Genomic DNA, 26,546 nt, shown 5'->3' with positions numbered 1-26,546 from the left:
GGCACAGGCCCCTGGCCGTGCAGCCGTCAACCAACGATTTTCCCCAGATAGGCAACAAGCATCATGAGTCTTGACCAGCTGTACCAGCAGATTATCCTGGACCACTCCAAGCAGCGGCACGGCAGCGGGCTGGCACAAACGGATGCCCCGGCCGATACTTCCACCGGTCAATCGCACCAGCTGAACCCCGTATGCGGGGATGAAGTGACGCTGCGGCTCGCAGTCTCCGACGGAACTGTCCAGCAGATCCGCTGGGACGGTGCCGGCTGCTCCATCTCCATGGCTTCGGCGTCGGTGCTCAGTGAACTCGGTGAAGGCATGTCCGTGGAGGAACTGCACGCTGTCATCGACAACTTCCGCGAGGTTCTCCGTTCACGCGGAAAAGTACAGGCTGACCCCGAGATTCTGGGCGACGCCGCCGCGTTCGAAGGAGTGGCCCGCTACGCGGCCCGCGTGAAATGCGCCATGATCTCCTGGGTTGCCGCTGAGGACGCCCTCAACCAAGCCACCGCGTAGCTTCTACCGGAGCACCCCCGCATCAGGAGCGGGCAAAGACGTCGGGTACCCCGTCGCCGTCGTCGTCCCGTTCTTCATCTGCCTGCACTTGGCGGTAGCGCCGATTGCGGGCCCTAAGCACAACGGCGGCCAGCAGCGCCGAGATCAAGGAACCTGCGAGGATGGCCACTTTGGCGTGGTCGTTATGGGCGGAGCCGGCGCCGAAGCTCAATTCGCCGATCAGCAATGAGACCGTGAAGCCGATGCCAGCCAGCAATGCAAGCCCGAAGAGGTCGATCCACGCGATGCTGGAATCCAGGCTTGCGCGGGTGGTTTTGGTGACCAGGAACGTGGTGCCGAAGACACCAACGGCCTTGCCCACCACCAATGCTGCAACAATCCCGAGCGCCACGGGGTCCCTAAGGGCGGCTCCCATGCCGTCCAACCCGCCCAAGGCCACGCCTGCGGAGAAGAACGCGAAGACAGGTACCGCAAAGCCTGCCGAGAAGGGGCGTAGTTTGTGTTCGAGGTGCTCGGCCAGGCCCTCGGCTGGTTCTCCCTTTTTCCCGCTGGCCAGAACAGGGACGGCGAAGCCCAACAACACACCGGCCACGGTGGCGTGGATGCCGGAAGCGTGGACGAAGCCCCACGTGGCCAAAGCAAGGGGCAACAAGAGGTACCAGCTACGGATCCGCTTCTGCACAAGGAACGTGAAGAGGGCAAGCGGCACCAGGGCGGCCAAAAGCATGAGCGGCTGGAGCCCCGTGGAGTAGAAGAAGGCGATGATTCCGATGGCGATCAGATCGTCCACTACGGCGAGGGTCAGCAGGAACGTCCGGAGCGCGGCGGGCAGGTGCGTGTTGATGACGGCCAGCACCGCAAGGGCGAAGGCAATGTCCGTGGCTGTGGGAATGGCCCAGCCTTTGAACGTTTCTCCGGCAGTTCCGAGGTTGAAGAGAACGTAGATCAGGGCCGGCACCACCACTCCGCCAACGGCTGCGGCGACGGGGACTACGGCGCGGGCTGGTTTTCGGAGTTCGCCCGCAACGAATTCACGCTTAAGTTCAAGCCCAGCGAGGAAGAAGAACACCGCCAGCAGGCCATCTGAAGCCCAGTGGCCAAGGCTCAGCTCAAGATGCCAGGGTTCGTAGCCGATCTTGACGTCTCGGAGTGCGAAATAGCCGTCCCCTGCAGGGGAGTTCGCCCAAATGAGCGCGACCACGGTAGCTGCAAGGAGGAGGGCGCCGCCCACGGTTTCCGTGCGGAGGATCGAAAGGATCCTGCGGTACTCGGGATAGCTGGAGCGGGAGAAGACTTTGCCGGTCTGGGAAGAGTTGTTCGGCAGGCGGGGACGGTCAGCCACGAAGGCTCCTTCTATGGTGTGCGGGCATGGATAATGACTCCGCCGACCAGACTTCCCGGCACACCAACAACCATCTTACCAACTGGGGGACAGCACATGTTCCAATGAGGGCTCATAGAGCATGTGCTGTCCGCCGGTTGGGACGAGCGTTAGGCGACGAGGCCCGCGATCCCGATGGCCGCCGTCGCGAGCCCGAGCACCATGGAGATGGTGACCAGCACAACGTGGACCGTGAAAAACTTGGTGGCTTTCCCGGCGGCGTCGCGGGCGCGAGGGTCCTTCATGACGCGCTTGAGGAACTGCGGCCACACAACCAAGGACCAGACACCGGCAACGATCAGGACAACCGCCAGGATGGCGGGGATCTCCACGCTAGTGGCTTTCGAGCCAGGCCTGCGCCTGCTGCGACTGGATGCCCAAGGCTTTGCCGACCATCGGCTCGGCAGCGTCAGCGATCTTGCCACCGAGGAACGGAACTGAGGAGGTCACGTTACCCTCGAGCTCGATCCGGGTGCTGCCGCCCTCGGCGACCAGGCGCTGGACCGCGGTGACATCGAGCGGAGCGCCCGAGATCTTGAGGGCAATGGTGCTGGCACGTGAACCGTCGGCAGCCGGGGCTTCCCACTTCTCGGTTTGGGTGACTTTCAGGGTCTCGCCGACGAACTTGCGGGCGATGTCCGGCAGACGGGTTGTGGGCAGCGTGCGAACCGTGGTGGTGGTGAACGCGCCTGCAGTGTCGCCGTCGACGGTGAACGATTCCAAGGAGCCGCCCACGTATTCGCTGGTGTGACGCAGGAAATCTTCGTTGACGAAGACGGCAGCTACGCGGTCAACGCTGTGGGGCAGGGTGGTGGATGCACTCAGGGCCATGGGTCCTCCGTGGTGGTTTGTGGTGAAGCTTTTTAGCTCCCAACATCCTACGGGGTCTCGGTGGACACGCCTGAACCGGCCTCCTGGAGGGTAGTGGCCGCGGCCGAAATGTTGCGGGCCATTGAGGGAAAGATGAACCCGTGGAAGGGATACACGCCAAGCCAGTACAGCCTTCCGGCCAGGCCCCGCGGAAAGAAGATGGCGCGTTGCTTGTAGAGGCTGCCGGCGCCGTCGGGCTCCACAGCCAACTCAAGCCAGGCGCCGCCCGGGGCACGCATCTCGGCTCGCAAACGCAGCAGACGCCCGCGGTCGATCGCCTCCACCCGCCACCAGTCCACTACCTCGCCGGTGTTCAGCGTCCGGGGGTGTCGGCGACCCCTCAAAAGCCCTGCACCGCCCTGCAGTTTGTCCAGCCAACCTCGGACCCGCCAGGCCAAGGGAAGGGAGTACCAGCCGTTCTTGCCGCCGATGCCCTCAATGATGGTCCACACATGTTCAGGCTTGGCCTCGCTGTGGAAGGTCCGTTCGTCAAGGAACACTTTGTACCCGGCCCAGTCGGGGTCGCTCGGCAGGGGATCGGCGTCAATGCCCGCGTTCGCCCACGTCGTCTCAACCTGTCCGTCCCGTTCCTTGCCCAGCGCCAAGGCGACGGCGCGCCGGTAAGGCGTCAGGCCGCCGTCGGGCTGTGGAAAGTAATCGTCCACGTCGTGCTCCCGCGACACCGCATCGTGCTGCAGCGATTGCACCAGCGGCAGGGACATGGACAACGGAATGGGCGTCACCAAGGCCACCCACAAGCCCGCGAGCTTGGGCGCCGGCACAGGAAGCGCAATCACCAGCCGCCGGGGGAGCCCACGTTCCACGGCGTACTCGTTCATCATGTCCTTGTACTTCAGGACATCCCGCGAACCCACATCGAAGGAGCGGTTCAGCTTCTCCGGAACGGACGCGGCCGCCACCAGGTAATGCAGGACATCACGGACGGCAATGGCTTCAATCCGGTTATTAACCCAACTGGGTGCCGGCATCACGGGCAAAGTATCGGCCAAGTGGCGGATCATCTCGAACGACGCAGAGCCCGAACCGATCACCACACCCGCCTGGAACACAATGGAATCAACCGCGGATTCAAGGAACACCCGGCCCACTGTCTCCCGGGACCGCATATGGGTGGACAGCTCCGTGTTCTCCGGGTGCAGGCCGCCCAGATAGACGATCCTGTCCACACCGGCGTCAGTGGCCGCGCCAGCCACGAGCCGGGCCATCGCTTCTTCCTTCGCCTCAAAACCGCTGCCCGACGCCATGGAATGGACCAGGTAATACAGGACATCGACGCCGGTCAGGGCTTTCGCCAGGCTTTCGGCCTCGGACAGGCTGTCCTGGATAATCTCCACCTGATCGTGCCAGGGAACATCAGCGATCTTTTGGGGCGTGCGCACCAGGACCTTGACCCGGTGACCCGCCTCCAGGAGCCGGGGCACCAAACGACCGCCGATGTAACCGGTAGCGCCGGTGACCAGCACGGTCTTGGTGTCCTGCGGGGTATTGGAATGCGTAGCTTCCGAAGGCTGCAAAAGGAACTCCTGTGGCTGGGGGTAGAGGTAGGCTGGAATGACCCGGCATTCATCTGAATTTCCGGGCATTTGTGTTGCCTGCCCTTGGACCCACCCTAGGAGTTTCTGCCATGAGCCTCAACGGTCTGCGCCGCGCACTGGCGGAGGACAAGACTTTTGCGCGTGTTCGCACGGAGGCGCAGCGGTCCTTCAACGACCGGAACGCCGACTACCAGATCAGCGCCCCCCAAGGGATGCGCGCGGTGTTGCTGGCCGAAATGGCCGACGCCCTGGCTGCCGTTGGTGCTGATGGCGCGGGCGCTCCTGTGGTCCTCGCCGTCACCGCAACCGGCCGTGAAGCCGAGGACCTCACCGCGGCGCTCGCCTCTTACCTCCCCGCAGAGTCCGTAGCCACCTTCCCCAGTTGGGAAACCCTCCCGCACGAGCGGCTCTCGCCACGCTCGGACACCGTGGGCCGCCGGCTCTCCGTCCTGCGCCGTCTGACGCACCCCGAAACCTCGACGACGGCCCCCTTGCGTGTGGTGGTGGCTCCGGTCCGCGCCGTGGTCCAGCCCATCGTTGCCGGCTTGGGTGACTTGGTGCCGGTGACATTGCAGGTGGGACAGGAGCGTTCCTTCACCGAAGTTGTCCGTGCCCTGTCCGACGCCGCGTATGCCCGCGTTGACATGGTGACGCACCGCGGCGAGTTCGCGGTCCGCGGCGGCATCCTCGACGTTTTCCCACCCACGGAGGACCACCCCATCCGCGTGGAATTCTTCGGCGATGAAGTGGACCAGATGCGCTGGTTCGCCGTGGCGGACCAGCGCTCGCTGTCCGCACCCGGAATCCACCACCCCACCGAACTGCACGCCCCGCCATGCCGGGAAATCCTGATCACCGCGTCCGTCATGTCCCGTGCAGCCAAGCTCAAGGCAGACATGCCTGCCGCGGCAGACATGCTCGAGAAGATCGCCGGCGGAATCGCTGTTGAAGGCATGGAATCATTGGCACCTGTTTTGGTGGATGCCATGGTGCCGTTCGTGGATCAGCTCCCCGCCGGTTCGCTTTCCGTGGTCATCGAACCGGAGAAGGTGCGCACCCGCGCGCACGACCTCGCAGCGACCAACGAGGAGTTCCTGGAAGCTGCTTGGTCAACGGCGTCCGACGGCGGTGCGGCGCCCCTTGACCTCTCATCCCAGGCGTCCACCGATTTGCACGCTGCCAGCTTCCGTTCGCTCACCGACACCCGCTCGGCCGCCCTGGAACATGGCGTGTCCTGGTGGTCCATCACCTCGCTCGCCTCGGACGAGGACCTGGTCCTGGACATCGATGTCCTCAACATGCGTGCACGCGAACCTCGTGGCTACCAGGGTGACGTGGCTGAAATGCTGGAATTCATTGGCTCCCGCGTCCGCGAGCAGTGGCGTGTGGTGGTGGTGACCGATGGTCCCGGACCCGCCCAGCGCCTGGCTGAGTTGTTCCACGACGCCGAGATTCCCTGTTCCCGCGTTGACTCGCTGGATAAAGAACCCCAGCCGGGCATCATCGAGGTGACCACCGCCGCCGTCGGACGTGGTTTTGTCCTGGACGGCCTCAAACTGGGCCTGCTGACCGAAGCCGATCTGTTGGGTCGCGCCACGGCGAGCTCCACCAAGGACATGCGCCGCATGCCGTCCAAGCGACGCAACGCCGTGGACCCGTTGCAGCTGCATGCCGGCGACTTCGTGGTGCATGAGCAGCATGGCATCGGCCGGTTCGTGGAGCTCATCCAGCGCAAGGTGGCCGGTACATCGTCCTCCGATGCCGGGCTGCGCGAGTACCTGGTGCTGGAGTACGCGCCCTCCAAGCGCGGTGCGCCGGGTGACCGGCTCTTCGTCCCAACGGATCAGCTGGATCAGGTGACCCGCTACGTCGGTGGAGATGCGCCGGCGTTGAGCAAGATGGGCGGCGCGGACTGGGCCAGCACCAAGTCCAAGGCACGCAAGGCCGTCAAGGAAATAGCCGGAGAGCTGATCCGGTTGTACTCCGCCCGCATGGCGTCCCGGGGCCACGCTTTCGCACCCGACACCCCGTGGCAGCGAGAGCTTGAGGAAGCGTTCCCCTATGTGGAGACACCGGACCAGCTGACCACCATCAACGAGGTCAAAGCGGACATGGAGCGGGAGATCCCCATGGACCGGCTGGTCTCCGGCGACGTGGGCTACGGCAAGACCGAAATCGCCGTCCGGGCTGCCTTCAAAGCCGTCCAGGACGGCAAGCAGGTGGCGGTCCTGGTGCCCACCACCCTGCTCGCACAGCAGCACTACGAAACGTTCACCGAGCGTTTCTCCGGCTTCCCTCTGCGCGTGAAACCACTGTCCCGGTTCCAGAGCAGCAAGGAAGCCAAGGAAACCGCCGAAGGCGTCAAGAGCGGCGCTGTGGACGTGGTGATCGGTACCCACCGGCTGCTGTCCAAGGACTTCCAGTTCAAGGACCTGGGTCTGGTGATCGTTGACGAGGAGCAGCGCTTCGGGGTGGAGCACAAGGAAGCGCTCAAGAAGATGCGCACCAACGTGGACGTGTTGGCCATGAGTGCAACGCCGATTCCCCGAACACTGGAAATGTCGCTCACGGGCATCCGGGAAACGTCCACCCTGGCGACGCCGCCGGAGGAACGCCACCCCGTGCTGACCTACGTGGGCCCGTACACCAACAAGCAAACCTCCGCCGCGATCCGTCGTGAACTCATGCGCGAAGGGCAGGTTTTCTTTGTCCATAACCGCGTCTCGTCAATTGAGCGCATCGCCGCGCAGATCCGCGAGCTTGTCCCCGAGGCCAGGGTGGAAGTGGCACATGGCCAGATGTCCGAGAGCCGCCTTGAGAAGATCATTGTGGACTTCTGGGAAAAGCGTTTCGACGTCCTGGTCTGCACCACCATCATTGAGACCGGCCTGGACATCTCCAACGCCAATACCCTGATCGTGGACGGGGCCGACAAGTACGGCCTCTCGCAGCTCCACCAGCTCCGAGGCCGTGTTGGCCGTGGCCGGGAGCGTGCCTACGCGTACTTCCTGTACCCCTCGGAGAAGCCCTTGGGCGAGGTGGCCTTGGAACGCCTCAAAGCCGTGGCAGCGCACAACGAGCTCGGCGCCGGCATGCAACTGGCCATGAAGGACCTGGAAATCCGTGGCGCAGGAAACCTGCTGGGCGGTGAGCAGTCAGGCCACATCCAAGGAGTGGGCTTCGACCTCTACATCCGCCTGGTGGGAGAGGCTGTGGCCGAATACCGCGGCGAGGCCGAGGAGAAGGCAGCCGAAATGAAGATCGAGCTGCCCGTCAACGCCCACCTGCCACACGACTATGTGCCCGGCGAAAGGCTCCGCTTGGAGGCGTACCGGAAACTGGCATCCGCCATCACGTACGAAGCCATCGACGAAGTCCTGGCGGAACTCGTGGACCGCTACGGCGAGCCCCCGCTGCCGGCCCAAAACCTCATTGCCGTGGCCCGCTTCAGGGTAGGTGCCCGCGAAGCCGGCCTGTCCGACGTCGCACTCCAAGGCAACTTCATCCGCTTCTCGCCGGCGCAACTGCCCGAGTCCAAAACCATGCGCCTCAACCGCATGTACCCGGGCTCGCAGGTGAAGCCTGCCCTGGATGCGGTGCTGATTCCCAAGCCCAAGACGGCCAGGATCGGTGGACGCGATCTGCAGGACGCCGAGATCCTGCAATGGGCCAATAACGTCATTGAAGCGATTTTCGCTGAAGTACCTGTAAAGGCTGGCTAACTGCATGATGGGAGGACATCACGCCGCGTCGGGAGCCGCGGCGTGGATTGCTATTGCCTCGACAGGCCCGTACGCCTTGGGTTGGTACCCGTTGGACTCCACCGGGATCCTGATCGGCGCCATGGCGACGGCGGGAACTGCTTTGGTGGTCGACTGGGACCACCGCCACAGCACCATCGCGAATTCGCTGCCGCCGCTGTCCAATGTGATTGCCGTGGGGATCGAAAAAGCCAGCGGAGGGCACCGCCAAGGGACACACTCGCTGTTGGGGGCTTCCGCGTTTGTGGTGCTCGCAGCCATGGCGGCCCAGTTCCAAATGGTGACGCCGGTAGGCAAGCTCTCCATAGGAGCCGGGCTGCTGTGCATGTTCATGATCAACCTGGCGGCCAAGGCGTTGAACTTGTTTCCAAAGTCCGGCTGGATTACCAACTGGCTGTTCGCTTTGGTGATGGCCGGCCTAGTGACGTGGTTTGCGCCGGATCAATGGGGTTGGTTGCCGCTGTCCATGCTCACCGGGGTGGTGGTGCACATTGTGGGGGACATGATCACTGTCGGCGGGGTGCCGCTCTTATGGCCCATCGTCATCAAGCCACCCAAGTTCCTGCGGAAATCCATGATCCGGGGGATTTGGCGGCCCAACGGAGCCTTCTCCATCCCGCTGCTGGGGCGGGCCGGTTCCCGCCGTGAATGGCTGGTCCTGATACCCGTCAGTGGTTACGCCATGGTGGGCATGGGAGCTGCGGCGTGGACACTGGCGCAACAGCATTGGCCTGGGGTTCTTGCAGCCCTGGGCGGAGTCGTGCAGCTGCCGTAAAGGGACGCCTTCGGGCGACGAACTTGGTCAATAAAATTTGGTCAACAAAAAGGAATGGCCCGGGCGAGTGCCCGGGCCATTCAACGTGATAAGAGGGTTTAGCTTTCGCCGGCGGAATCTGAGCGGCCAAAAATGGTCTGCGGGATCCAGAAAGCGAGGGCGAACAGGCCGAGGCAGACTGCCATGGGCCAGGGGTTATCCAGGGTGAGGAACGACAACGAGTAGATGGCACCCAGGAAGAGCACGATCATCACCAGGAACAGCACAATGCTGGTGCCCAGGTTGTTCTCTCGTTCAATGGGGGCGCTTGTGGCGTTCTTGGACATTCATTCCTCCTCGGCCCCGCAGGGCTCAAAAATCTCTGACGGCAGCGGAAGCCTTAGTAGGCAGATGAACCCTGTTCACCCTTGACGATCGCAATTCCGGAACTCGCTCCGATACGTGTTGCACCAGCAGCAATCATAGCCTGTGCATCGGCGAGGGAGCGCACTCCGCCTGAGGCCTTCACCCCCAGGTCCGGTCCGACGGTCTTGCGCATCAAGGCAACGTCTTCAACGGTGGCGCCTCCGCCGTTGAATCCGGTGGAGGTCTTGACGAAGTCAGCGCCCGCTTCCACGGCCGCTTCGCAGGCGATGACCTTCTGCTCATCGGTCAGCATGGACGTCTCGATGATGACCTTCAAGATGGCTTCACCGGCGTGAACTGCCTCGGATACGGCCCTGATGTCATCCACCAGCGCACCTTTGTCGTTGGCGCGGGCGGAGGCCATGTTGATCACCATGTCGATTTCATCCGCGCCGTCCAACACAGCTCCGCGGGCCTCGAATGCCTTGACGTCGCTGGGAGTGGCACCCAGCGGGAACCCGATCACCGAGCACGTCAGCACGCCCGAACCCTTGAGGGCTTTGGTGACGGTCTTAACCCATACGGGGTTCACGCATACTGACTTGAACTTGTACTCGATAGCCTCGGCGCACACCTTGAGGACGTCAGCCTCGCTGGCCTCCGGCTTCAACAGAGTGTGGTCAATGTAGGAGGCGATATTTGCGATGTTTGCAGGGGCGACGGCTTCGTTGCTCATGGGATCCTTCCGTGCAGGGCGTGGCCGGCCCGGTGGCCGCAGGGTTGTCACTGCCCGTCAAAGGACCATCTTGCCACATGGGCCGTTGTCCGCTGGGGCCGCCGCCGGCGGCAGGTTAGGCGGCGATCAGCGCCTGCTGATCTTCCTTGCCCGCACCCAGCAGCAAGCCTGAAGCGCACAGCATTGCAGAGGACTCGGCGGAAAGGAGCAAGCCCAGGCGAAGTCCGTCGCATGATGCGGCATCGCCAATCGCCCAGATGCCCGGGACGGATGTGGCGAGGTCGCGCCCCACTGCAATACCGCCGTCGGAAGCTGTTGTGAGTCCGGCACTTTCGGCGAGGTCGTTGCGGGCTGTGCGCTCCTCGGCCAGGACCACCAGATCGCCCTTCATGCTGCTGCCGTCTTCGAACAGGATGCCGCTCGCCGGCAGCAGGCCGCCTGGCGCGGCGGTACCGGTGGAAGGAACGACGGCGGTAGGGCGGAGGGTGGTTCGTACGGGGCGGACTCCGCGGGCCCGCAGCACAGCCTCGGCCTGGCCCGCCGCTGGTCCGTTCCCGACCAGGATCCCCAGGGGGCGGCGGCCCACAATGCGCGTGACTTCCTTGATCGCTTCGCCGATGTTAGCGGCATCGTCGATGGTGGAGTAACTGAGGCCCGACTCGGAGCCCGCCACCGGGGGGAGGGTCGGGGCAGAACCGGTTGCTATGACCAACTGGTCGTAGGAGAACTCCATGCCGTCCACGGTGGTGACTATTTTCGCGTCGGAGTCAATGAAGCTGGCCGCCTGCCCGAAGCGAATTGAGACCTGGGGGAGTTCTGCGAGTTCCAGCAGGGCGTCCGGGCACTCGTCGCGGTTGCTGAGCACGGTGATGGTTCCGTGGAAAGCGCGTTGCCGGGAGTCGGATCCTCCGGCAAGTCGCCGCACCAAAGACTGGGCCGCGGGACCTGCCCCTGCGATGACGATGTGAAGGGAAGATGCGGACGGGATGGCGGACATGTTTGGCCCTTTCGCTCATGTGACCTGCTGTTGGTCTTCAGCGTAGGTGGCCGGTTTTTCGCGGGTGTTTCCCCGCTGTTGCCATCTTTGGCTGATCCGTAGCGTGCCGTTTACCCGCCGGTAATAACGTGGATCACATCGCTTTGGAAAAATGAGGTTTCCGATGAGTGCGGTGGTGGCCTCTAACGTGCCCGGACCCGGCTGTACACCATATCGAAGTCGTGCTCCAGCGGACCCCCGGGGTAGGTTCCCCGCTCCAGGCGGGCGTGGATGGTATTTCCGTCCTCGCTCACATGGCCCACGAATCGCTGGGGCCAGTCCGGGCCATCCCGGAATATCAACAAGACGTTGTCCTTCAGCACCACGTCGTAGATCCGGGCGACGCCTCGTGAATCGAAGTAATGCTGCTGCAGTGCCCCATCGGAGCCTGTTGCACCGATGACGCTGATCGAGTCGGGGTAGTCCGGTTGTTGAACCGTGGAGCGCTGGATCAGGAAGCCGCCGCTTTCCAGCCACTCGAACGTTGTCCGGCCCTGCACGTCCCTCTCCGGAACGGTGGTTTCCCACTCGCCGATCAGGATGTTCAATTGGTCCACGTTTGATGAGCGTGTCATGGGTCCTCCTGAAGGTATAGCCATAGTGTCCGCCTTGCTGAGCCCTTTGGCGAGCTTTGGACGTCGACGGGGGAAGGCACATCAGGGTGGTAGCTGTCATGATGGGCGCATGAGCCGAGTCACATGCGATCTGACTGTTTCACTCGATGGATTTGTTGCTGGCCCCAACCAGCGCGCGGAGGAGCCGTTGGGCGACGGCGGAGAGCTGCTGCACAGATGGATGTTTGAAGACCCGGAGGCGAACGCACCTGAGATCGAACAGATTCTCGCGGCCGGTGCCTTCATCATGGGGCGGAACATGTTCGCTGGGCCTGGTCCCTCGGTATGGGACAAGGGCTGGAGGGGATGGTGGGGCGACGAGCCGCCTTATCACGCACCTGTCTTTGTCCTTACCCACCATCAGCATGAACCGTTGGAAATGGAAGGCGGGACCACCTTCCACTTCGTAACCGACGGCATCGAATCGGCGCTGGCCCAGGCCCGGGAAGCTGCCGGAAACCGGGATGTGGCCATTGCCGGGGGAGCACAAACCGCACGCCAGTTCCTCTCAGCCGGGCTCATGGACGAGCTGCGGCTTCACATTGCACCCATGATCCTGGGCGGTGGCGAGCGATTGCTCGACGGTGTGGGGGACGTGAAGCTGGAACAGGCCGAAGTGCGCGGAACCGGCCTGGTCACGCATGTGCGGTATCGGGTGGTCCGCTAGCCCGGCGGACCTCCTTGTAACTGTCCCCGAAATGGCCCTGGTTTTCACATCGGCGCCTTGATCCGGCATGGCGTTCCGCGCCTGAGGACGAGGAGCCCGTGATTGGGCAAACAAGGGAAGAGTACAGAATTGCGTGAATACAGCGGTCAATGTACTTTTTTCGTATGGAGACACTCACTCAGGCGCCTGTGCTGGCCCGGTTTGGCTATGCGGTGTCGGATGCGACCCGCGCACGGATTCTTCTTGCCCTCTCTGACGCCTCGTCCTATCCCTCGGATCTGGCTGATTCGTTGGGGGTGTCGAGGCAGAGCATGTCCAATCATCTGACGTGCCTTCGCGGCTGTGGCTTAGTGGTGGCGGTTCCTGATGGGCGGCGGAGCCGGTATGAGCTGGCGGATGCCAGGCTTGGTCATGCGATCAAAGACCTGATCGGCGTGGTTCTGGCCGTGGACCCGGCTTGCTGTGCGCCGGATGGGGAGTGCTTCGCATGACGGTAGTGATGAACGCAGCGGTATCGGATCGCCGAACGGTCCTGAGCCGCAGGATCCGGCTGTTCGCTGCAGCGACCATCACTTACAACGTCATAGAGGCGGTCGCGGCGCTCTGGGCCGGAGGGGTCGCGGATTCCTCGGCGCTGATCGGCTTCGGACTGGACTCGGTCATTGAGGTGACCTCTGCTCTGGCGTTGTCTTGGCAGTTCTCTGCCGAGGATCCGGAGCGGCGTGAGCACCTGACGTTGCGGATCATAGCCGTCTCCTTCTTCGTCTTGGCTGCGTTCGTGACCGTGGACGCTGTCCGCTCACTCTTGGGGGCGGGGGAGGCTCAGCATTCAACGCCGGGCATCGTTATCGCTGCGTTGAGTTTGGCGATCATGCCGGTGCTGTCGTGGGCTCAGCGACGTGCCGGGCGTGAGCTCGGTTCCAGGACCGCCGTCGCCGATTCCAAGCAGACCTTGCTCTGCACGTACCTTTCCGCCGTTCTGCTGATCGGCTTGGTCCTGAACAGTACCCTGGGCTGGTGGTGGGCCGATGCCGGCGCGGCGCTGGTCATTGCCGGAATAGCCGTCCGCGAAGGTATCAACGCCTGGAAGGGCGAAGCTTGCTGCGCCATTCCGGACGCCGATCACGGCCATGCGAATTCCTGCTGCGCCGAGTGCGGATCGGATGCTGTGGCTGTCACTGTTGCCGCGGAGCTTGGAACAAAGCCGGCCGAACGATGAGCGCAGTCATTTCCGGTCGAAGGGTCCGCATCGCGATCTGGATCCTCCTCGGCGCAATCGTTGGTGCGGGAGCGATCTGGTACGCAGTGCTCACCGCCAACAAGCCGGCTCCGGCTGCCCCACTTGCGGCCGCTGAAGCTCGGCTTGTCAGGGAGGACAGTCACCGGGTGACGAGCCCGGCCATGGAGAAAGCCCAGCTGGTGGAGTTCCTGGACTTCGAGTGTGAATCCTGCCTCGCCGCTGAGCCTCTGGTGGAGGAGTTGAAAAAGGAGTACGGGGACAGGATTACGTTCGTCCACCGCTATTTCCCGCTGCCCGGTCACCGAAACTCAGGCGCCGCTGCACTGGCCGCGGAGGCTGCTGCCCAGCAGGGTAGGTATCAGGAAATGGCAGCGAAACTCTTCGCGACACAAAGCGAATGGGGCGAAAAGCAGACCTCCCAGGCAGCGCAGTTCAGGACCTTCGCCCAAGAAATCGGCCTGGAGATGGATCAGTACGATGCCGCGGTGGCAGACCAGGCCAGCAAGGACCGGATCAGCCGGGACGTCGCCGACGGGAAAGCGCTCGGCGTGACTGGCACGCCTACGTTCTTCCTGAACGGAAAGAAGCTCACCCTGAATACCGAAGCCCAGTTCCGCCAGCTCCTCGACGACGCCGTGCGCTAAATGGCCGGAAAGGCCTAGGCAGCTGCCACGTCCTTTCCCTGAGCGCACCATGGTGGTCCGCTAGCCCAAATGTCCGCCCTTGGCTGTACACTCAATTATCGAACATATATTCGAATAAAGGTGTGTTGTGGGCGTGATAGTCGGCCCCCGCGTGATAGATGCGGGCTTCTCCCTAATGTCAGTACTGCTGGCGCCTATACCGGTGGCGGCGGGGTATCCGTCACCTGCGCAGGACTATTTTGATGGCCGCATCGATCTCAATGAGCACTTGATCAAGGATGTCACCAGCACTTTCGTGGTGAGGGTGACGGGTCAGTCCATGGAGGGCGCCGGGATCAGCGACGGCGACGAGTTGATCGTCAACCGGGCCCTCGAGCCCAAGGATGGGTCCGTCGTCGTGGCTGTCCTTGATGGCGAGCTGACCATCAAGAGGCTGCGCGTCACGCCGTCAGGTGTAATTCTGCAGGCGGACAATCCCAAGTATCCGGACATTCGCGTTCCGGCGTTGTCTGAGCTGACCATCTGGGGCGTCGCCACCACGTGCCTGCATCACATCTAGGTGACGCGCGCCGGTGGTGCTGTCGAGTTTCTCACCACCAGTTTCGGCGTGACTCGCCTGTCAGCGACGGGCGCCTCGGGATTGCTGAGGCGTTCCAGCGCGACGGTGCCCGCAATCTGTCCCAGCTCAGTAGCGTGAAGGTCGACGGAGGTGAGATCGATGCCGTGGAGTCCGGAGGTCCTCGAATTGTCGTAACCCACCAAGGAGAGCTCGGATGGCACCGAGAGGCCTTTGGCATACGCGGCCTCCCGGGCACCCAGGGCCAGCTGGTCGTTGTGGGTGAAGATTGCCGTTGGTCGCTCGGTCATGCTGAGCAGTTCGGTGGCCGCGCGCTGTCCGGCGTCCTGGGTGAAGTCCTCAGCCGCGAGCATAAGTGGCTTCAGCCCGGCGTCGCGCATGGTTTTCGCGTAGCTCTGCCTCCGGACCGTATGCCCGTCGTACACGGGCCCGGCCAAGTGGGCGATTCTCGTGTGACCCAGCCCGATGAGGTGTTCAGTGGCGGCGCGGGCGCCGGCAGCGTCGTCCGAATAGACGCTATCCACTCCCTCTACGGGGCGCGTCACGCTCACGAGCGGGACAATGTGGGCCAACTCCCGGACCCGCTCCTCGGAATCCAGCAGCGTGGCGGCGATGATGATGCCCACCCGTGCCTCAATCAGCGACTCCAGCGCGCCTTGATCCTCACCGTCAATGGACCGCGAGACGCTGAGAATGAGTCTGTTACGGTCTTGGGGCAGTGCCGTGCGGACACCACTGAGGATGTCCGCGTAGACCTCATTGCGGATGTCCATGAGATAAAGCCCGACGGCGGAGCGATGCTTGCGTGCGAGATCGGCGGCTACTGCGTTGGGCCGGTAGCCCAGCCGCTTGGCGGCTTCGAAAATGGCCTGCTTGGTTTCGTCGCTGACGCCAGGCGCGCCGCGGAAGGCAAAGGACACGAGGGTTCGCGAAACGCCGACTTCCTTGGCGACGTCACTTTGCGTGGCCGAACGATGGCGGTGGTCCATAACCATGTCCTCATCCTCCCATGGAGGAGAAACTGCAAAATTAAGTCATTTGTAAGTTTGACCTTACATTTAAGCCTTTCGCGCGTTAGTCTGTATTCAGAGCGGGTGGATATGACCCGCGCCACACTGACAAAGGAGTCCTGATGTCTGCTACGCAAACGCAGCGGGGAGGCGCCAACGGCGTTTCGCTCCCTCCGCTGACCAATGGCCCGCACCGAAAGCGCCTGGGGCTCGTCGCACTGGTAGCCACCTTCGGCGGTCTCCTCTTCGGCTACGACACGGGCGTTATCAATGGCGCACTGCGGCCTATGACGGCCGATCTCGGCCTTACGCCGTTGACTGAAGGGATTGTCACCAGCTCGCTTTTGTTCGGAGCGGCTGCCGGTGCAGTCGGCGGCGGTCGGTTGTCTGACAGTTGGGGTCGCCGCAAGACGATCATCCTGCTGGCCGTGCTGTTCTTTGCCGGAACCGTCGCCTGCGTTTTCGCGCCGAGCTTTGAAGTGATGGTGCTGGGGCGCGTCATTCTCGGCCTGGCCGTGGGCGGCGCCTCCACGGTGGTCCCCGTATTCCTCGCAGAGTTGGCACCGTACGAAATCCGAGGCTCCCTGGCCGGCCGGAATGAACTCATGATCGTCATCGGTCAGCTCGCGGCCTTCGTGGTCAACGCCATCATTGGCAACGTCTGGGGTGAGTTCGGGGGAGTGTGGCGCATCATGCTCGCCATCGCCGCACTGCCTGCCATCGCTTTGTTCTTCGGCATGCTGCGGATGCCCGAGTCGCCGCGTTGGCTCATCTCGAAGGGACGCTGGGAAGAAGCCCTGGTGGTCCTGAAGACCATTCGCTCCGAGGAGCGGGCCGAGGCTGAAATGGCCGATGTAAAGCACCTCGCCGACGAAGAGCGGGCCTCCAAGGCCACGTCCTGGGGCGCGCTGAAGGACAAATGGATCCTGCGCATCATCCTGGTGGGCATTGGCCTGGGTGTTGCCCAGCAGCTGACGGGCATCAACTCGATCATGTACTACGGCCAGTCTGTGTTGGTTGAGGCAGGGTTCGACTCCAATGCTGCCCTCATCGCCAACATCGCACCAGGCGTGATCGCCGTAGTTGGTGGCGTGATTGCGTTGACTCTCATGCAGCGCGTCAATCGTCGCACCACGCTGCTTTTGGGCTTCACGCTGACCACCGTGTGCCACTTCCTCATCGGCATCGCATCCATCGTCCTGCCGGTCGGCAATGCCGCACGCCCGTTCGTCATCTTGTTCCTGGTGGTCGCGTTTGTAGGATCCATGCAGACCTTCCTGAACATCGCCGTGTGGGTGATGTTGTCCGAGATCTTCCCGCTGCATGTTCGCGGTTTCGCAATCGGCCTATCGGTGTTCTGCCTCTGGATCGCCAACGCACTCCTGGGCCTCTTCTTCCCCACGCTGGTAGCCGGCGTCGGGATCACGGGAACGTTCTTCCTCTTTGGAATAGTTGGAATCCTGGCCCTCATTTTCATCTACACGCAGGTTCCCGAAACCCGCGGACGCACGCTGGAGGCACTCGAAGAAGATGTGACCACGGGTGCCATCTACCTGGTGCACAAAAAAGAATCGGCCGGAGTTTCCTAGCCTTTCCGCCCCGCAGCGTCCCGGCTTTTTCGTATCGCCGCATCCCGCCCGCCGGACTTTCCACAGTCCGGCGGGCGGGATGCTTTTGTCTGCTGCCAGCTATCCGGTTCTTTATCCGGATCCCTCTAGGCACTGCCTACGCCTCGGCTGAATGGGTCGTGAATGCGGGTCCCCAGTTCTTGGTCTATGTCTTCGAACCTCAGGACTGCACGCTTGCGGGATGGCTTCGGAGTGGCCGAGGCCGGCGCCTTGTTGGGATTGTCGGCAACGGCTGCCAGGACTCGCTACTCAAGAGCCCGGAAACACTTGAGAGCCAGCATGGCCAGTAACGGCAGCTAAATCCCTACTCAGAGAACGGCAGGTTCCTGACGTAGCTGGCTAATACGGCGTTGTTCCAACGAACTGCGGTCAGACGGTTGAGGAACACGGAAGACTCCATGAAATCCTCTGGATCCATTGGGCAGCGAAGTTTTTGTCGGGGCCAAAAGGTACAGTAGAAGTATTCGAATATATGTTCGAATGCACGGCGTGTCCTGCACTGAAACAGGAGCGCGCGTGCTATTGCCGATCAAGGGATGGAAATGTCCAAGCCAGCGCTCATGCACCGGATGCAGGAGATTGCCCACGTGGATATCAACTGCTTCTATGCCTCGGCGGAGCGGGCCTTTAACCCGGCGTTGGAGGGCAAACCGCTGATCGTCCTGTCCAACAACGACGGCTGCGCCGTGACAAGGTCGCCGGAGGCCAAAAAGCTGGGGATAGGACTTGGGGAGCCGTGGTTCAAGCTTGCTCCGCGCGCCAAGGAGTGGGGGCTCGTGGCACTCTCAAGCAACTACGAACTGTATGGAGACATCAGCTCGCGGGTCATGGAGCTTCTGGCCCGGTACTCGGCATGGCAGGAGGTGTACTCCATTGATGAGGCGTTCCTTGGAGTGAAGGGACAACCGGACGATCTGCTGGAGCTGGGACGGACTATCAAGGCCGCGTGCCAGCAGCACGTTGGGGTTCCCGTCTGCGTAGGAATCGCGCGCACCAAGACCCTGGCCAAGCTTGCCAACAAGTGGGCCAAGCACAATCCGGCCTTCAAGGGAGTGTGCCGTTGGGACTCCATCCCGGAAGTCCAACGCGAAGCACTCATGGCACGGCTTTCGGTAATCGAGATCTGGGGCGTGGCCACCAGGCTCACCAAACGCTTGAATGCGATGGGAATCTTCTCGATCCTGGACCTGGTCCGCGCCGACCCGGTGGCGTTGCGGGACAAGTTTTCCATCGTCATGATGCGGACCATTTTGGAACTGCAGGGCACGCCCTGCATCCCCATGGAGGAGGAACGGATAGGACGGGACCAGCTAATTTTCTCCCGTTCCTTCTCCACACCGATTACCACTGCAGCCGAGTTGCGGCAGGTGCTCAGCGTCTACGGCCAAATGGCCAGTGCCAGGCTGGCCAAACATGATCTTCAGGCCAAGCTGCTGACTGCCTTTGCCGCAACATCGGTCTATAACCCGAACGACAAATCATTCCCCACAGTCAACGTCAGGCTGCCCATGCCGACCTCGGATCCCGTGCTGCTGACCAAGGCCGCGCACGCACTGGTTCCAAAGATCCAGGAAGGCGTGAAGTACGCCAAAGCCGGGATCATGGTCACGGATCTCCGGCCAAGCGGCAACCAGAAACCGTTGGAGATCTTCGAGAACCGGCATGAGGAACGCGGGATCGGCACCTTGCTGGAGCAAGTCAGCAAGCGGTACGGCCGCGGTTCCATCGGTCTGGGTCATGCCGGAATCAAGGGCGGCCCGGACTGGTCCATGAAACGCGACATGCTCAGCCCCCGCTACACCACCAACTGGGACGAACTCCCCTTGGTGAAGGCGGCGTAGCGTGTCAGAGAATCTAAGCCCGCAGCCGGTAACCGCGCTTCACCACGGTTTCCACGAGCTTGCCGTCCGGAAGAGAGGACCGCAGCCTGCTCACTGTCATATCCAAGGCGTGCACCGAACCGCGCAGGTCCAACAGGTCAGAAAGAGCTTCCCGGGACAGGACAGCCCCACCCGCGCCGAGCAGCGCTCGCAGCAGCAGCAGGGGAGCCGGTGCGAGGTCCACCACCTCACCGTTGATACGCAAGCAGCGCCCGCGCAACTCAATGGTGGCGCTCTTGGTCTCCAAACGCCGCACATGGTTGAGGGACAAATGTTCCGTCACCAGCCTGATGAGCGCGCCCATGCGGTAACGGTCGGGAATCAGTGGCGTCAGCCCGGCGTCGACCAGCGGCTGTGCAGTGACCGGCCCAACGGCCGCAACAGTCACCGGACCCTTGAGGGCCTCGATGAGCTGGCGGTAGAGGCCCATTTCGTGTGCAGTGCTCCACATCGCGTCCACGGCCGGGGCGCTGGTAAAGGTCAGCACATCGAGGTTGCCGCTGACCACGGCTTCGATCAGGCGCGGCAGTTTGTCTTCGCCGTCGGGCTTCACCCAACGGTACGGAGTCACTGTAAGGACAGTGGCCCCGGACATGCGGAGCCGTTCCAGCTGGCGCACATCCGTGTATCCGTGCAGTTGCACGGCCACCGTCTTGCCGCGCACGCCTTCGGCCAGCAGCATGTCCACCAGCGTCGCGGTGGTTTCGTCACTGCTGATTCCGACGTCGGCAAGACCGGCCGCCCGCACGGCGCCGCGGGCTTTGGGCCCACGGACGAACATGCGGCAGGCGGACAGGGTTTCCAGGAGTTGCTCGCCGATGCCAAAGGAATCGGCGGCCTCACACCAGCGACGCATCCCGTAGGCCGTAGTGGCGATGCAGATATCAGGCTTGGCCGCGATGATGGTGCGCGTGTCCTCGATGAGGACCATGTCCTCCTGCACAGGGGCGATCTTCAAAGCGGGGGCGTGCAACACGCTCGCACCGCGGCGCTCCAGTGCCTCGATGAGGTCACGGGAACGGCGGTGCGAGGTGACGCCAATGCGGAATCCATCCAGCGGCGCTTCTACGGCTTCGGAAACTTCCGGCGCGGCAGTAGCGTCCTGGACTTCGATGGCACGTGCAACAGTCATGTGTTCTTACCTTCAGGCTTCAAGGAGCGAAGCCGCGAGTCGGCTCAGTTCAGCGGACGCTTCGGCATGATTCCGGTTGGCTTCAGCCACCCGGACCACCTCGCCGATGACCAGCACGGCCGGGTTGCTGCAGCCGGTGGCTGCTGTTTCGATGGTACCCAGATCGGCGATGGTGGTGCGCTGTCCCGGGCGGTACCCGCGTTCCACCACGGCCATGGGCATGTCCGAATTCATGCCCGCACGGCGCAGTCCGGCCGCCAGCTGGGGCAAGGTCCCAATGCCCATGAGGACCACGATCGTCCCACCAAGGCCGGCAAGGTGTGTGTGTTCCTTCTCCGTCAAAGGAGCGTGGCCGGAAACCACGGTGAACATGTGGCTCACCTCGCGGTGTGTCACCGGAATTCCGGCTGCGGCCGGAACAGAGATGGCACTGGTGACACCGGAGATGACTCTGACCGGGACCCCGGCAGCAACACAGGCAGCCACTTCTTCGCCGCCGCGGCCGAACACGTACGGATCGCCTCCCTTGAGCCGGACAACATTCTTGCCCAGCAGCGCAGCTTCCACCATGAGCTTCTCGATGTCCCTCTGCGTCACCTTGTGGAGCCCGGGCTGCTTTCCAACGTCCACCAGTTCCGCAGACGTCAGGTCTGCCAGCTCCTGATAGGGAGCCAACCGATCATAAAACACCACGTCGGCATTGCGCAGAGCGTCCACGGCACCCACCGTGAGCAGATCCAGGGCTCCCGGACCTCCACCCACAAGGGTCACATGGCCGTCGGCGCCAGGTGCAGGCTCAAACGCAACGGGAATCCCGGCGTCGCGGCAGCGTTCCACCAACGGCAGCCAGCCAGCCTCGCCGTCGTCCACTACCGCCACCAGGAACGGGCGCTCGGGGAGCTGACCGTCGCCCGGTACACCTTCAGGGGTGCTGAGCCGGTAAACGTTGGCGCCGGAGGTCTGGTAGCGGCGCACCGCTTGGCGGGCGGACTTTTCAGATCCCGTGACAAGGACGTCACGGCCGGTGAGATCAATGGTGAGCTGCATGGTGGACCCCTAGTTTTCTGCGCCGACGGTTTCGCTGCGGACCGGGATAGTGGAAGCGATGAGCACGCCGCCCTTTTCCGCGTTGGTGGCCGGACGGATCTGGCCGCGCTCCGGAACGAAGGAGATGGACTCGTCCTTCTGGTTGGGGGCGTTGACGAAGGAACGGAAACGGCGGAGGCGCTCCGGGTCCTTCAGGGTCTCGGCCCACTCGTCCTCATAGGTATCGATGTGCTTGGCCATGGCGGCTTCAAGCTCTTCGGCGATGCCCAAGGAGTCGTTGACCACTACTTCTTCCACGTGCTTGATGCCGCCGTCGAGCTCTTCCTGCCAGCGCGCGGTGCGCTGGAGGCGGTCAGCGGTGCGGATGTAGTACATGAGGTAGCGGTCGATGTACTTCAGCAGGGTTTCGTCGTCCAGGTCCTTTGCGAGCAGTTGGGCGTGCGCCGGGGTGGCACCGCCGTTACCGCCGACGTAAAGGTTCCAACCATCAGCCGTGGCAATCACGCCGACGTCCTTACCGCGGGCCTCGGCACACTCACGGGCGCAACCGGAAACACCCATCTTCAGCTTGTGCGGGCTGCGGAGGCCGCGGTAACGCAGCTCCAAGGCGATGGCCATGGCCACCGAATCCTGCACACCAAATCGGCACCAAGTAGAACCAACGCAGGATTTCACCGTGCGAAGGCTCTTACCGTAAGCCTGCCCGGACTCGAAGCCGGCGTCCACCAGTTCCTTCCAAATGTCCGGGAGCTGCTCAAGCCGGGCACCGAACATGTCGATACGCTGGCCGCCGGTGATCTTGGTGTAGAGGTTGTACTTCTCAGCGACGGCTGCGATGACGCCCAGGCCCTTCGGCGTGATCTCACCACCGGCGATGCGGGGGACCACCGAGTAGGTGCCGTCCTTCTGCATGTTCGCCAAAGCACGGTCGTTAGTGTCCTGCAGGGAGCCGCGGCCGGCATCCAGCACATAAGCGGAGTGCTGGCTGGCCAGGATAGAGGCGATGGTGGGCTTGCAGATATCGCAACCCGCGCCCGTGCCGTACTTGGCCATAATGTCCTCGAAGGACGTGAGCTCCAGGACGCGGATGGCGTCGAAGAGTTCCTGGCGGGAGAGGCTGATGTGCTCGCACAGTGCCTTGGAAACCTCAATGCCAGACTTCTTCAGTTCGCCTTCAAGGAGCTTTTTGAGCATGGGAACGCACGAACCACACTGGGTGCCGGCCCGGGTGCAGCCCTTCAGCTCGCCGAGTTCCTGCACGGGGGAGTTGCCCTCGCAGGCACCGCAGCCGTTGATGGTGTCGCGAATGGTTCCGGCGGCCACGTTGTTGCAGGAGCACAGGATGGCATCGTCCGGAAGCTCGGTCTCCGGAGCCTCACCACCACCGGCAGCGCTCAGGTATGCGCCGGGCTCGGCGGACAGCTCGCGGCCCAGGAGCGGGCGGAGGCTCATGTACGGGGACGCGTCGCCCACGAAGATGCCGCCCAGGAGAGTCTTCGCATCATCGGTGGTGACAATCTTCTGGTAAACGCCACGAGCGGGGTCGGCGTACACGATTTCCAGGGAGTGCTCGGTCCGGGCAAACGCGTCGCCGAAGCTGGCCACGTCAACGCCGGACAACTTGAGCTTGGTGGCCGTATCAAAGCCGGGGAACGTTGCTTCGCCGCCGTGCAGGCGGTCGGCCACGATCTCAGCCATGGTGTTGGCAGGAGCCACGAGACCCAGGCACATGCCCTCGAAGTTGGCCACTTCACCGATGGCCCAAATGCCGTCCACTTCGGTGGCACAGAAATCATTGATGACAACGCCGCCTCGCTGGCCAAGGCTGAAGAGCTGCTCTTCGCCCTCCGCCGCACGGAAGAGGTCGTCGCGGGGCTTGACGCCGATAGCCACGATCACGAGATCCGCGTCAATGGTGCGGCCGTCGGCCATCAAAACACCGGTGACGTTGCCGTCGTCGTCCGCTACTACCTCGGAGGGGAATACGCCTCCGTGCACTTCGAAGCCCTTGGCTTCAATCAGGCGGCCGAGGGCCTGGCCGGCACCCTCATCCAGCTGGGTGTTCATCAGCCACGGTGCGCCGTTGATGACGATCGGTGTGGCGCCCAACTGCTCGGTACCGGCAGCGGACTCAAGTCCGAGCAAACCGCCACCAATGGTGACCGCGTTGACCTTGCGGCCCAGCTTTTCGCGCAGCTCGGCGATGGCCTTGTTAATGGCCCAGACATCCTCGAGCGTGCGGTAAACGTGGGTGTGTTCGGAACCCGGGATGGGGAGTCGGGCCGCGTCGGAACCGGAAGCCACCACCAGGTGGTCGTATTCGTACTTGTTGCCGGCGGCGGTGAGGACGCTCTTGGCAACGGAGTCGATCTTCACGGCCCGCTCGCCGGTGACCAAAGTCAGGGCTTCGTGGTCCCACATGGACGCATCGCCCAAGGTGAGGTCCACGTCGGTTTCCGTGAGGGCCTTGCTCAGCGCAACGCGGTCGTAGGGGAGGTGGGCCTCTTCGGTGAGCACCGTAACCTGCCAACCTTCAAGTCCGCGATTGACCATGGCATCGGCGAAACGGTGGGCAGCGGGGCCGCCGCCGACGACGACGATGCGGCGCGGGTTCTCTGTACTTGAAGTGTGTCCGGTCACTGGTGGGCCTTTCGCAGATGTTGCAGACGGATCTCCGCAACTTGTGCTTCCAGCCTAGGGACGGGCAGTTTCGCTTCAGTTTCCCTTATGTTTCGTGATCTTAACTTCTGCATCACGAACGCATTTCGCGAGGTGTGAGGTCTCTTTTACGCATTGGACACAAACCCGGACAACCGATGAAACACCCGGGTCCTAGCTTGGAGTAGTGGCCGCAAGTGTGGCCCGGTCCGGGGGAGTGACGGTGGAAATGCCAGCACCCGGACACAGTGAGAGGGGCTGAAATGACCGTAATTCTTGACAGGGCCGAGGACCTGACCACCACCGCCACATGGCACCGTGTTTGCCCGGTGGATGAACTCGAACTGGCTTGGGGCGAGGCTGCGCTGATCGCCGGCCGTCAAATTGCGCTGTTCCGCACAGCGCCCACCGAGGTCTTCGCTGTGGCACAGCAGGACCCGGCGACTCTCGCCAACGTCATGGCCCGCGGAATCATTGGATCCCGCGGAAGCCGTCCGACCATCGCGTCGCCGCTGCACAAAGAGGTCTACGACCTCGAAACCGGCGAATGCTTCACCAACCAGGAACTCAAGCTCGCGGCCTTTGCCACCCGTTTGGTGGATGGCTTCATCGAAGTTGAACTCTAAAAGTCCTACAAGCCCAACGCTTCGCGGACATCCCTGAGAACATCGTCCAGGGATGTTCGCGCTGCTTGGCGTGCAGCGGGAAGCTCCGCGGCCGACTCCACGGCTTGGATGACTTCCAGGTAGCACTTGAGTTTTGGCTCCGTGCCACTGGGGCGGATGATGACGCGGCTCTGGTCCCGTGTCAGGTACAGCAGGCCGTCCGTGGGCGGCAGGTTTTCGCTTCCTTCCGCGAGATCAGCGGTAACCTCGACGGCGGAGCCCCCGAACGCTTCCGGCGGATTGACCCGCAGGCGGTTCATCATGGCGTCCAAAAGACCCAGATCCGCCACCCTGATACTGAGCTGGTCGCTCGCATGGAGCCCGTGCACCAGATACAAGTCATCCAGGGTGTCGAAGATCGTCTTGCCCTCAGCCTTGGCAGTTGCCGCGAGTTCCGCAATCAGCACTGCTGCTGAAATGCCGTCCTTGTCGCGCACCAGGTCCGGTGCCACGCAGTATCCCAGCGCCTCCTCGTACCCGTAGGTGAGACCGGGGACCCGCGAAATCCATTTGAAGCCTGTGAGTGTTTCCTCGTGGGCGTACCCTGCTGCGGCCGCGATGCGCGAGAGCAGCCGGGAGGACACGATCGAGTTGGCGAAGACGCCGGTCTGCGGCTCGTCCCCGGCCCCGGCAGCCATACGCGCCACGACGTGCGCACCCAAGAGCGCCCCCACTTCATCACCCCTGAGCATCCGCCAGGCTCCCGTGGCGGGATCCAACGCAGCAACCGCAGCCCGATCGGCGTCGGGATCGTTGGCCAAAACGATGTCCGCACCCGACTCAGCGGCTGCCGCAAGGGCCAGGTCCAGCGCGCCGGGCTCCTCCGGGTTGGGGAAGGCGACGGTGGGGAAGTCCGGGTCCGGCTCGGCCTGTTCGGCCACGAGCGTGACGTCGGTGAAACCGGCGGCGTTCAACACGGAGACGGCCGTTTCGCCGCCGACCCCGTGCATGGGCGTCAGGACGATCTTGAGGTCGCGGGCCGGAAAGTGTTCCCGATCCACCAATCCCGCCATCGCGGCTTCATAGTCGGAGGCGATGGTTGTTGGCAGCACAGTCCATCCGCTGTCCGCGAGTTCAATCGAATCCAGCGCGCCTACGGCTTCGATCTTCGCGGCGATCTCGGCGTCGTACGGTGCCACGATCTGCGAACCGCGCCCGCTTTCGGACACGGCGTGCCGCCCAAGGTAGACCTTGTAGCCGTTGTCCTGCGGCGGGTTGTGGCTCGCTGTGACCATCACGCCGCCGTCGCAATCCAGTGACCGGACCGCATAGGCGAGCAACGGCGTCGGAAGCGCTGCCGGCATGAGGAACGTCTCGATGCCGGCGGCTGTGAAGATCGCGGCCGTTTCTTCAGCGAAGATGTCCGAGTTGTAGCGGGCATCGTAACCGACGACGGCGCGCGGCCGGGTTCCCGGCGCAGCTGCGGCCACCGCATCGGTGAGGAAGGCTGCCAAGCCTGCCGCTGCCCGGCGGACGACGACGCGGTTCATCCGGTTGGGGCCCGGGCCGAGCGCTGCGCGGAGACCGGCTGTGCCGAACTGAAGCGTGCCGTTGAAGCTGTCGCCCAGTTCCTGGACAGCTCCCGCGTCACCGCCGCTGGCGAGGTCGGCCAGCTCGACGAGAGCAGCCGACGTCGCCGGGTCCGGGTCTTGGGAGGCCCATTGGCGGGCGTCGGTGATCAGCTGTTCAAATGCGGCATCGCTGGATGTCATAGGGACAAAACTATCCTCAATGAGCGCTTCAGGGGCAACGAGGAGTGAGATCTCGCCTTTAAGAGTGGTTGTAAAGGGTGAGATCCCGCCCCTCGG

The 26,546-nt window shown here is 63.1% G+C and carries 25 protein-coding genes; 12 read left to right on the top strand and 13 right to left on the bottom strand.

Annotation, left to right across the window (positions count from 1 at the left end):
• The first annotated feature begins 63 nt into the window (after positions 1-63).
• Positions 64-516, top strand: a complete 453-nt coding sequence (gene sufU, locus AC1RJY_RS00750) for a Fe-S cluster assembly sulfur transfer protein SufU (protein WP_011774078.1) — start codon at positions 64-66, stop codon at positions 514-516.
• A gap of 22 nt (positions 517-538) precedes the next feature.
• Here sufU and nhaA read toward each other — a convergent pair whose 3' ends face one another.
• The 4 genes from nhaA to AC1RJY_RS00730 all read right to left on the bottom strand — a co-directional run bounded on the left by nhaA (position 539) and on the right by AC1RJY_RS00730 (position 4,371).
• Positions 539-1,858, bottom strand: a complete 1,320-nt coding sequence (gene nhaA, locus AC1RJY_RS00745) for a Na+/H+ antiporter NhaA (RefSeq protein WP_498600935.1) — start codon at positions 1,856-1,858, stop codon at positions 539-541.
• Between the two features lie 149 nt (positions 1,859-2,007).
• Positions 2,008-2,229, bottom strand: coding sequence for an SCO4848 family membrane protein (locus AC1RJY_RS00740; RefSeq protein WP_011774080.1), 222 nt, complete (start codon positions 2,227-2,229; stop codon positions 2,008-2,010).
• A gap of 1 nt (position 2,230) precedes the next feature.
• Complete coding sequence (locus tag AC1RJY_RS00735) at positions 2,231-2,728, bottom strand: DUF2505 domain-containing protein (RefSeq protein ID WP_011774081.1); 498 nt, start codon at positions 2,726-2,728, stop codon at positions 2,231-2,233.
• Positions 2,729-2,775: 47 nt separating this feature from the next.
• On the bottom strand, positions 2,776-4,371 hold the full coding sequence (locus tag AC1RJY_RS00730; protein ID WP_498600933.1) for an SDR family oxidoreductase: 1,596 nt from the start codon (positions 4,369-4,371) through the stop codon (positions 2,776-2,778).
• Positions 4,372-4,412: 41 nt separating this feature from the next.
• Here AC1RJY_RS00730 and mfd point away from each other — a divergent pair, with 41 nt between their 5' ends.
• Both mfd and AC1RJY_RS00720 read left to right on the top strand, forming a co-directional pair.
• On the top strand, positions 4,413-8,045 hold the full coding sequence (gene mfd / locus AC1RJY_RS00725; protein ID WP_011774083.1) for a transcription-repair coupling factor: 3,633 nt from the start codon (positions 4,413-4,415) through the stop codon (positions 8,043-8,045).
• Positions 8,046-8,049: 4 nt separating this feature from the next.
• Positions 8,050-8,859: a metal-dependent hydrolase gene (locus AC1RJY_RS00720; RefSeq protein WP_014921147.1), complete on the top strand. Its 810-nt coding sequence runs from the start codon at positions 8,050-8,052 to the stop codon at positions 8,857-8,859.
• A gap of 98 nt (positions 8,860-8,957) precedes the next feature.
• On the opposite strand, the gene AC1RJY_RS00715 is transcribed toward AC1RJY_RS00720, so the two are convergent.
• The 4 genes from AC1RJY_RS00715 to AC1RJY_RS00700 all read right to left on the bottom strand — a co-directional run bounded on the left by AC1RJY_RS00715 (position 8,958) and on the right by AC1RJY_RS00700 (position 11,551).
• Entirely contained in the window at positions 8,958-9,185 is a 228-nt protein-coding gene (locus tag AC1RJY_RS00715) for a hypothetical protein (protein ID WP_011774085.1), read from the bottom strand.
• A 53-nt stretch (positions 9,186-9,238) separates the two neighbouring features.
• Positions 9,239-9,940 (bottom strand): deoxyribose-phosphate aldolase, encoded by a 702-nt coding sequence (deoC, locus tag AC1RJY_RS00710; protein WP_014921148.1) that lies wholly within the window; start codon positions 9,938-9,940, stop codon positions 9,239-9,241.
• Between the two features lie 115 nt (positions 9,941-10,055).
• Entirely contained in the window at positions 10,056-10,937 is an 882-nt protein-coding gene (locus AC1RJY_RS00705) for an FAD-dependent oxidoreductase (protein ID WP_498600931.1), read from the bottom strand.
• A gap of 182 nt (positions 10,938-11,119) precedes the next feature.
• Entirely contained in the window at positions 11,120-11,551 is a 432-nt protein-coding gene (locus AC1RJY_RS00700) for a hypothetical protein (protein ID WP_011774088.1), read from the bottom strand.
• Positions 11,552-11,660: 109 nt separating this feature from the next.
• On the opposite strand from AC1RJY_RS00700, the gene AC1RJY_RS00695 reads away from it, so the two are divergent.
• The 5 genes from AC1RJY_RS00695 (at position 11,661) to AC1RJY_RS00675 (ending at position 14,700) form a co-directional block, all read left to right on the top strand.
• Entirely contained in the window at positions 11,661-12,257 is a 597-nt protein-coding gene (locus AC1RJY_RS00695; protein WP_498600930.1) for a dihydrofolate reductase family protein, read from the top strand.
• A 164-nt stretch (positions 12,258-12,421) separates the two neighbouring features.
• Entirely contained in the window at positions 12,422-12,748 is a 327-nt protein-coding gene (locus AC1RJY_RS00690; RefSeq protein WP_043471092.1) for an ArsR/SmtB family transcription factor, read from the top strand.
• Positions 12,745-13,476 (top strand): cation diffusion facilitator family transporter, encoded by a 732-nt coding sequence (locus AC1RJY_RS00685; RefSeq protein WP_014921152.1) that lies wholly within the window; start codon positions 12,745-12,747, stop codon positions 13,474-13,476. Before AC1RJY_RS00690 ends, AC1RJY_RS00685 begins: the two co-directional genes overlap by 4 nt.
• The gene (locus AC1RJY_RS00680) at positions 13,473-14,141 is read left to right on the top strand and encodes a DsbA family protein (RefSeq protein WP_011774092.1); all 669 of its coding nucleotides are present in this window, start codon (positions 13,473-13,475) and stop codon (positions 14,139-14,141) included. The genes AC1RJY_RS00685 and AC1RJY_RS00680 overlap by 4 nt, the downstream gene beginning before the upstream one ends.
• Positions 14,142-14,268: 127 nt before the next feature.
• Positions 14,269-14,700, top strand: a complete 432-nt coding sequence (locus AC1RJY_RS00675; RefSeq protein WP_011774093.1) for a LexA family protein — start codon at positions 14,269-14,271, stop codon at positions 14,698-14,700.
• On the opposite strand, the gene AC1RJY_RS00670 is transcribed toward AC1RJY_RS00675, so the two are convergent.
• Positions 14,697-15,707: a LacI family DNA-binding transcriptional regulator gene (locus tag AC1RJY_RS00670; protein WP_014921154.1), complete on the bottom strand. Its 1,011-nt coding sequence runs from the start codon at positions 15,705-15,707 to the stop codon at positions 14,697-14,699. The genes AC1RJY_RS00675 and AC1RJY_RS00670 overlap by 4 nt on opposite strands.
• Positions 15,708-15,850: 143 nt before the next feature.
• Here AC1RJY_RS00670 and AC1RJY_RS00665 point away from each other — a divergent pair, with 143 nt between their 5' ends.
• The 3 genes from AC1RJY_RS00665 (at position 15,851) to AC1RJY_RS00655 (ending at position 19,197) form a co-directional block, all read left to right on the top strand.
• Positions 15,851-17,317 carry a sugar porter family MFS transporter gene (locus tag AC1RJY_RS00665; RefSeq protein WP_498600927.1) on the top strand — a complete coding sequence of 489 codons (1,467 nt, stop codon included), beginning with the start codon at positions 15,851-15,853 and terminating at the stop codon, positions 17,315-17,317.
• Positions 17,318-17,479: 162 nt separating this feature from the next.
• Positions 17,480-17,656 (top strand): sigma factor-like helix-turn-helix DNA-binding protein, encoded by a 177-nt coding sequence (locus AC1RJY_RS00660; protein WP_498600925.1) that lies wholly within the window; start codon positions 17,480-17,482, stop codon positions 17,654-17,656.
• Between the two features lie 242 nt (positions 17,657-17,898).
• A complete protein-coding gene (locus AC1RJY_RS00655) occupies positions 17,899-19,197 on the top strand; it encodes a Y-family DNA polymerase (protein WP_014921160.1) in 1,299 nt (432 codons plus the stop codon).
• Between the two features lie 13 nt (positions 19,198-19,210).
• Here AC1RJY_RS00655 and AC1RJY_RS00650 read toward each other — a convergent pair whose 3' ends face one another.
• The 3 genes from AC1RJY_RS00650 to nirB are packed head-to-tail and all read right to left on the bottom strand — an operon-like array spanning position 19,211 to position 24,055.
• Positions 19,211-20,368 (bottom strand): uroporphyrinogen-III synthase, encoded by a 1,158-nt coding sequence (locus AC1RJY_RS00650; protein ID WP_014921161.1) that lies wholly within the window; start codon positions 20,366-20,368, stop codon positions 19,211-19,213.
• Positions 20,369-20,380: 12 nt separating this feature from the next.
• Positions 20,381-21,415 carry a uroporphyrinogen-III C-methyltransferase gene (gene cobA / locus AC1RJY_RS00645; RefSeq protein ID WP_498600924.1) on the bottom strand — a complete coding sequence of 345 codons (1,035 nt, stop codon included), beginning with the start codon at positions 21,413-21,415 and terminating at the stop codon, positions 20,381-20,383.
• Positions 21,416-21,424: 9 nt separating this feature from the next.
• A complete protein-coding gene (gene nirB, locus AC1RJY_RS00640) occupies positions 21,425-24,055 on the bottom strand; it encodes a nitrite reductase large subunit NirB (RefSeq protein ID WP_498600922.1) in 2,631 nt (876 codons plus the stop codon).
• A gap of 281 nt (positions 24,056-24,336) precedes the next feature.
• Between nirB and nirD the strand changes: the two genes are divergently transcribed.
• Positions 24,337-24,699, top strand: coding sequence for a nitrite reductase small subunit NirD (gene nirD / locus AC1RJY_RS00635; RefSeq protein WP_210064330.1), 363 nt, complete (start codon positions 24,337-24,339; stop codon positions 24,697-24,699).
• Between the two features lie 5 nt (positions 24,700-24,704).
• On the opposite strand, the gene AC1RJY_RS00630 is transcribed toward nirD, so the two are convergent.
• Positions 24,705-26,450 carry a phospho-sugar mutase gene (locus AC1RJY_RS00630; protein WP_498600920.1) on the bottom strand — a complete coding sequence of 582 codons (1,746 nt, stop codon included), beginning with the start codon at positions 26,448-26,450 and terminating at the stop codon, positions 24,705-24,707.
• Positions 26,451-26,546 lie beyond the last annotated feature (96 nt).

This window comes from Arthrobacter sp. GW822-FHT05G07 (assembly GCF_058799755.1).
Note: the sequence above shows the minus strand (reverse complement) of the source record. Positions and strands in the feature narration are given on the sequence as shown.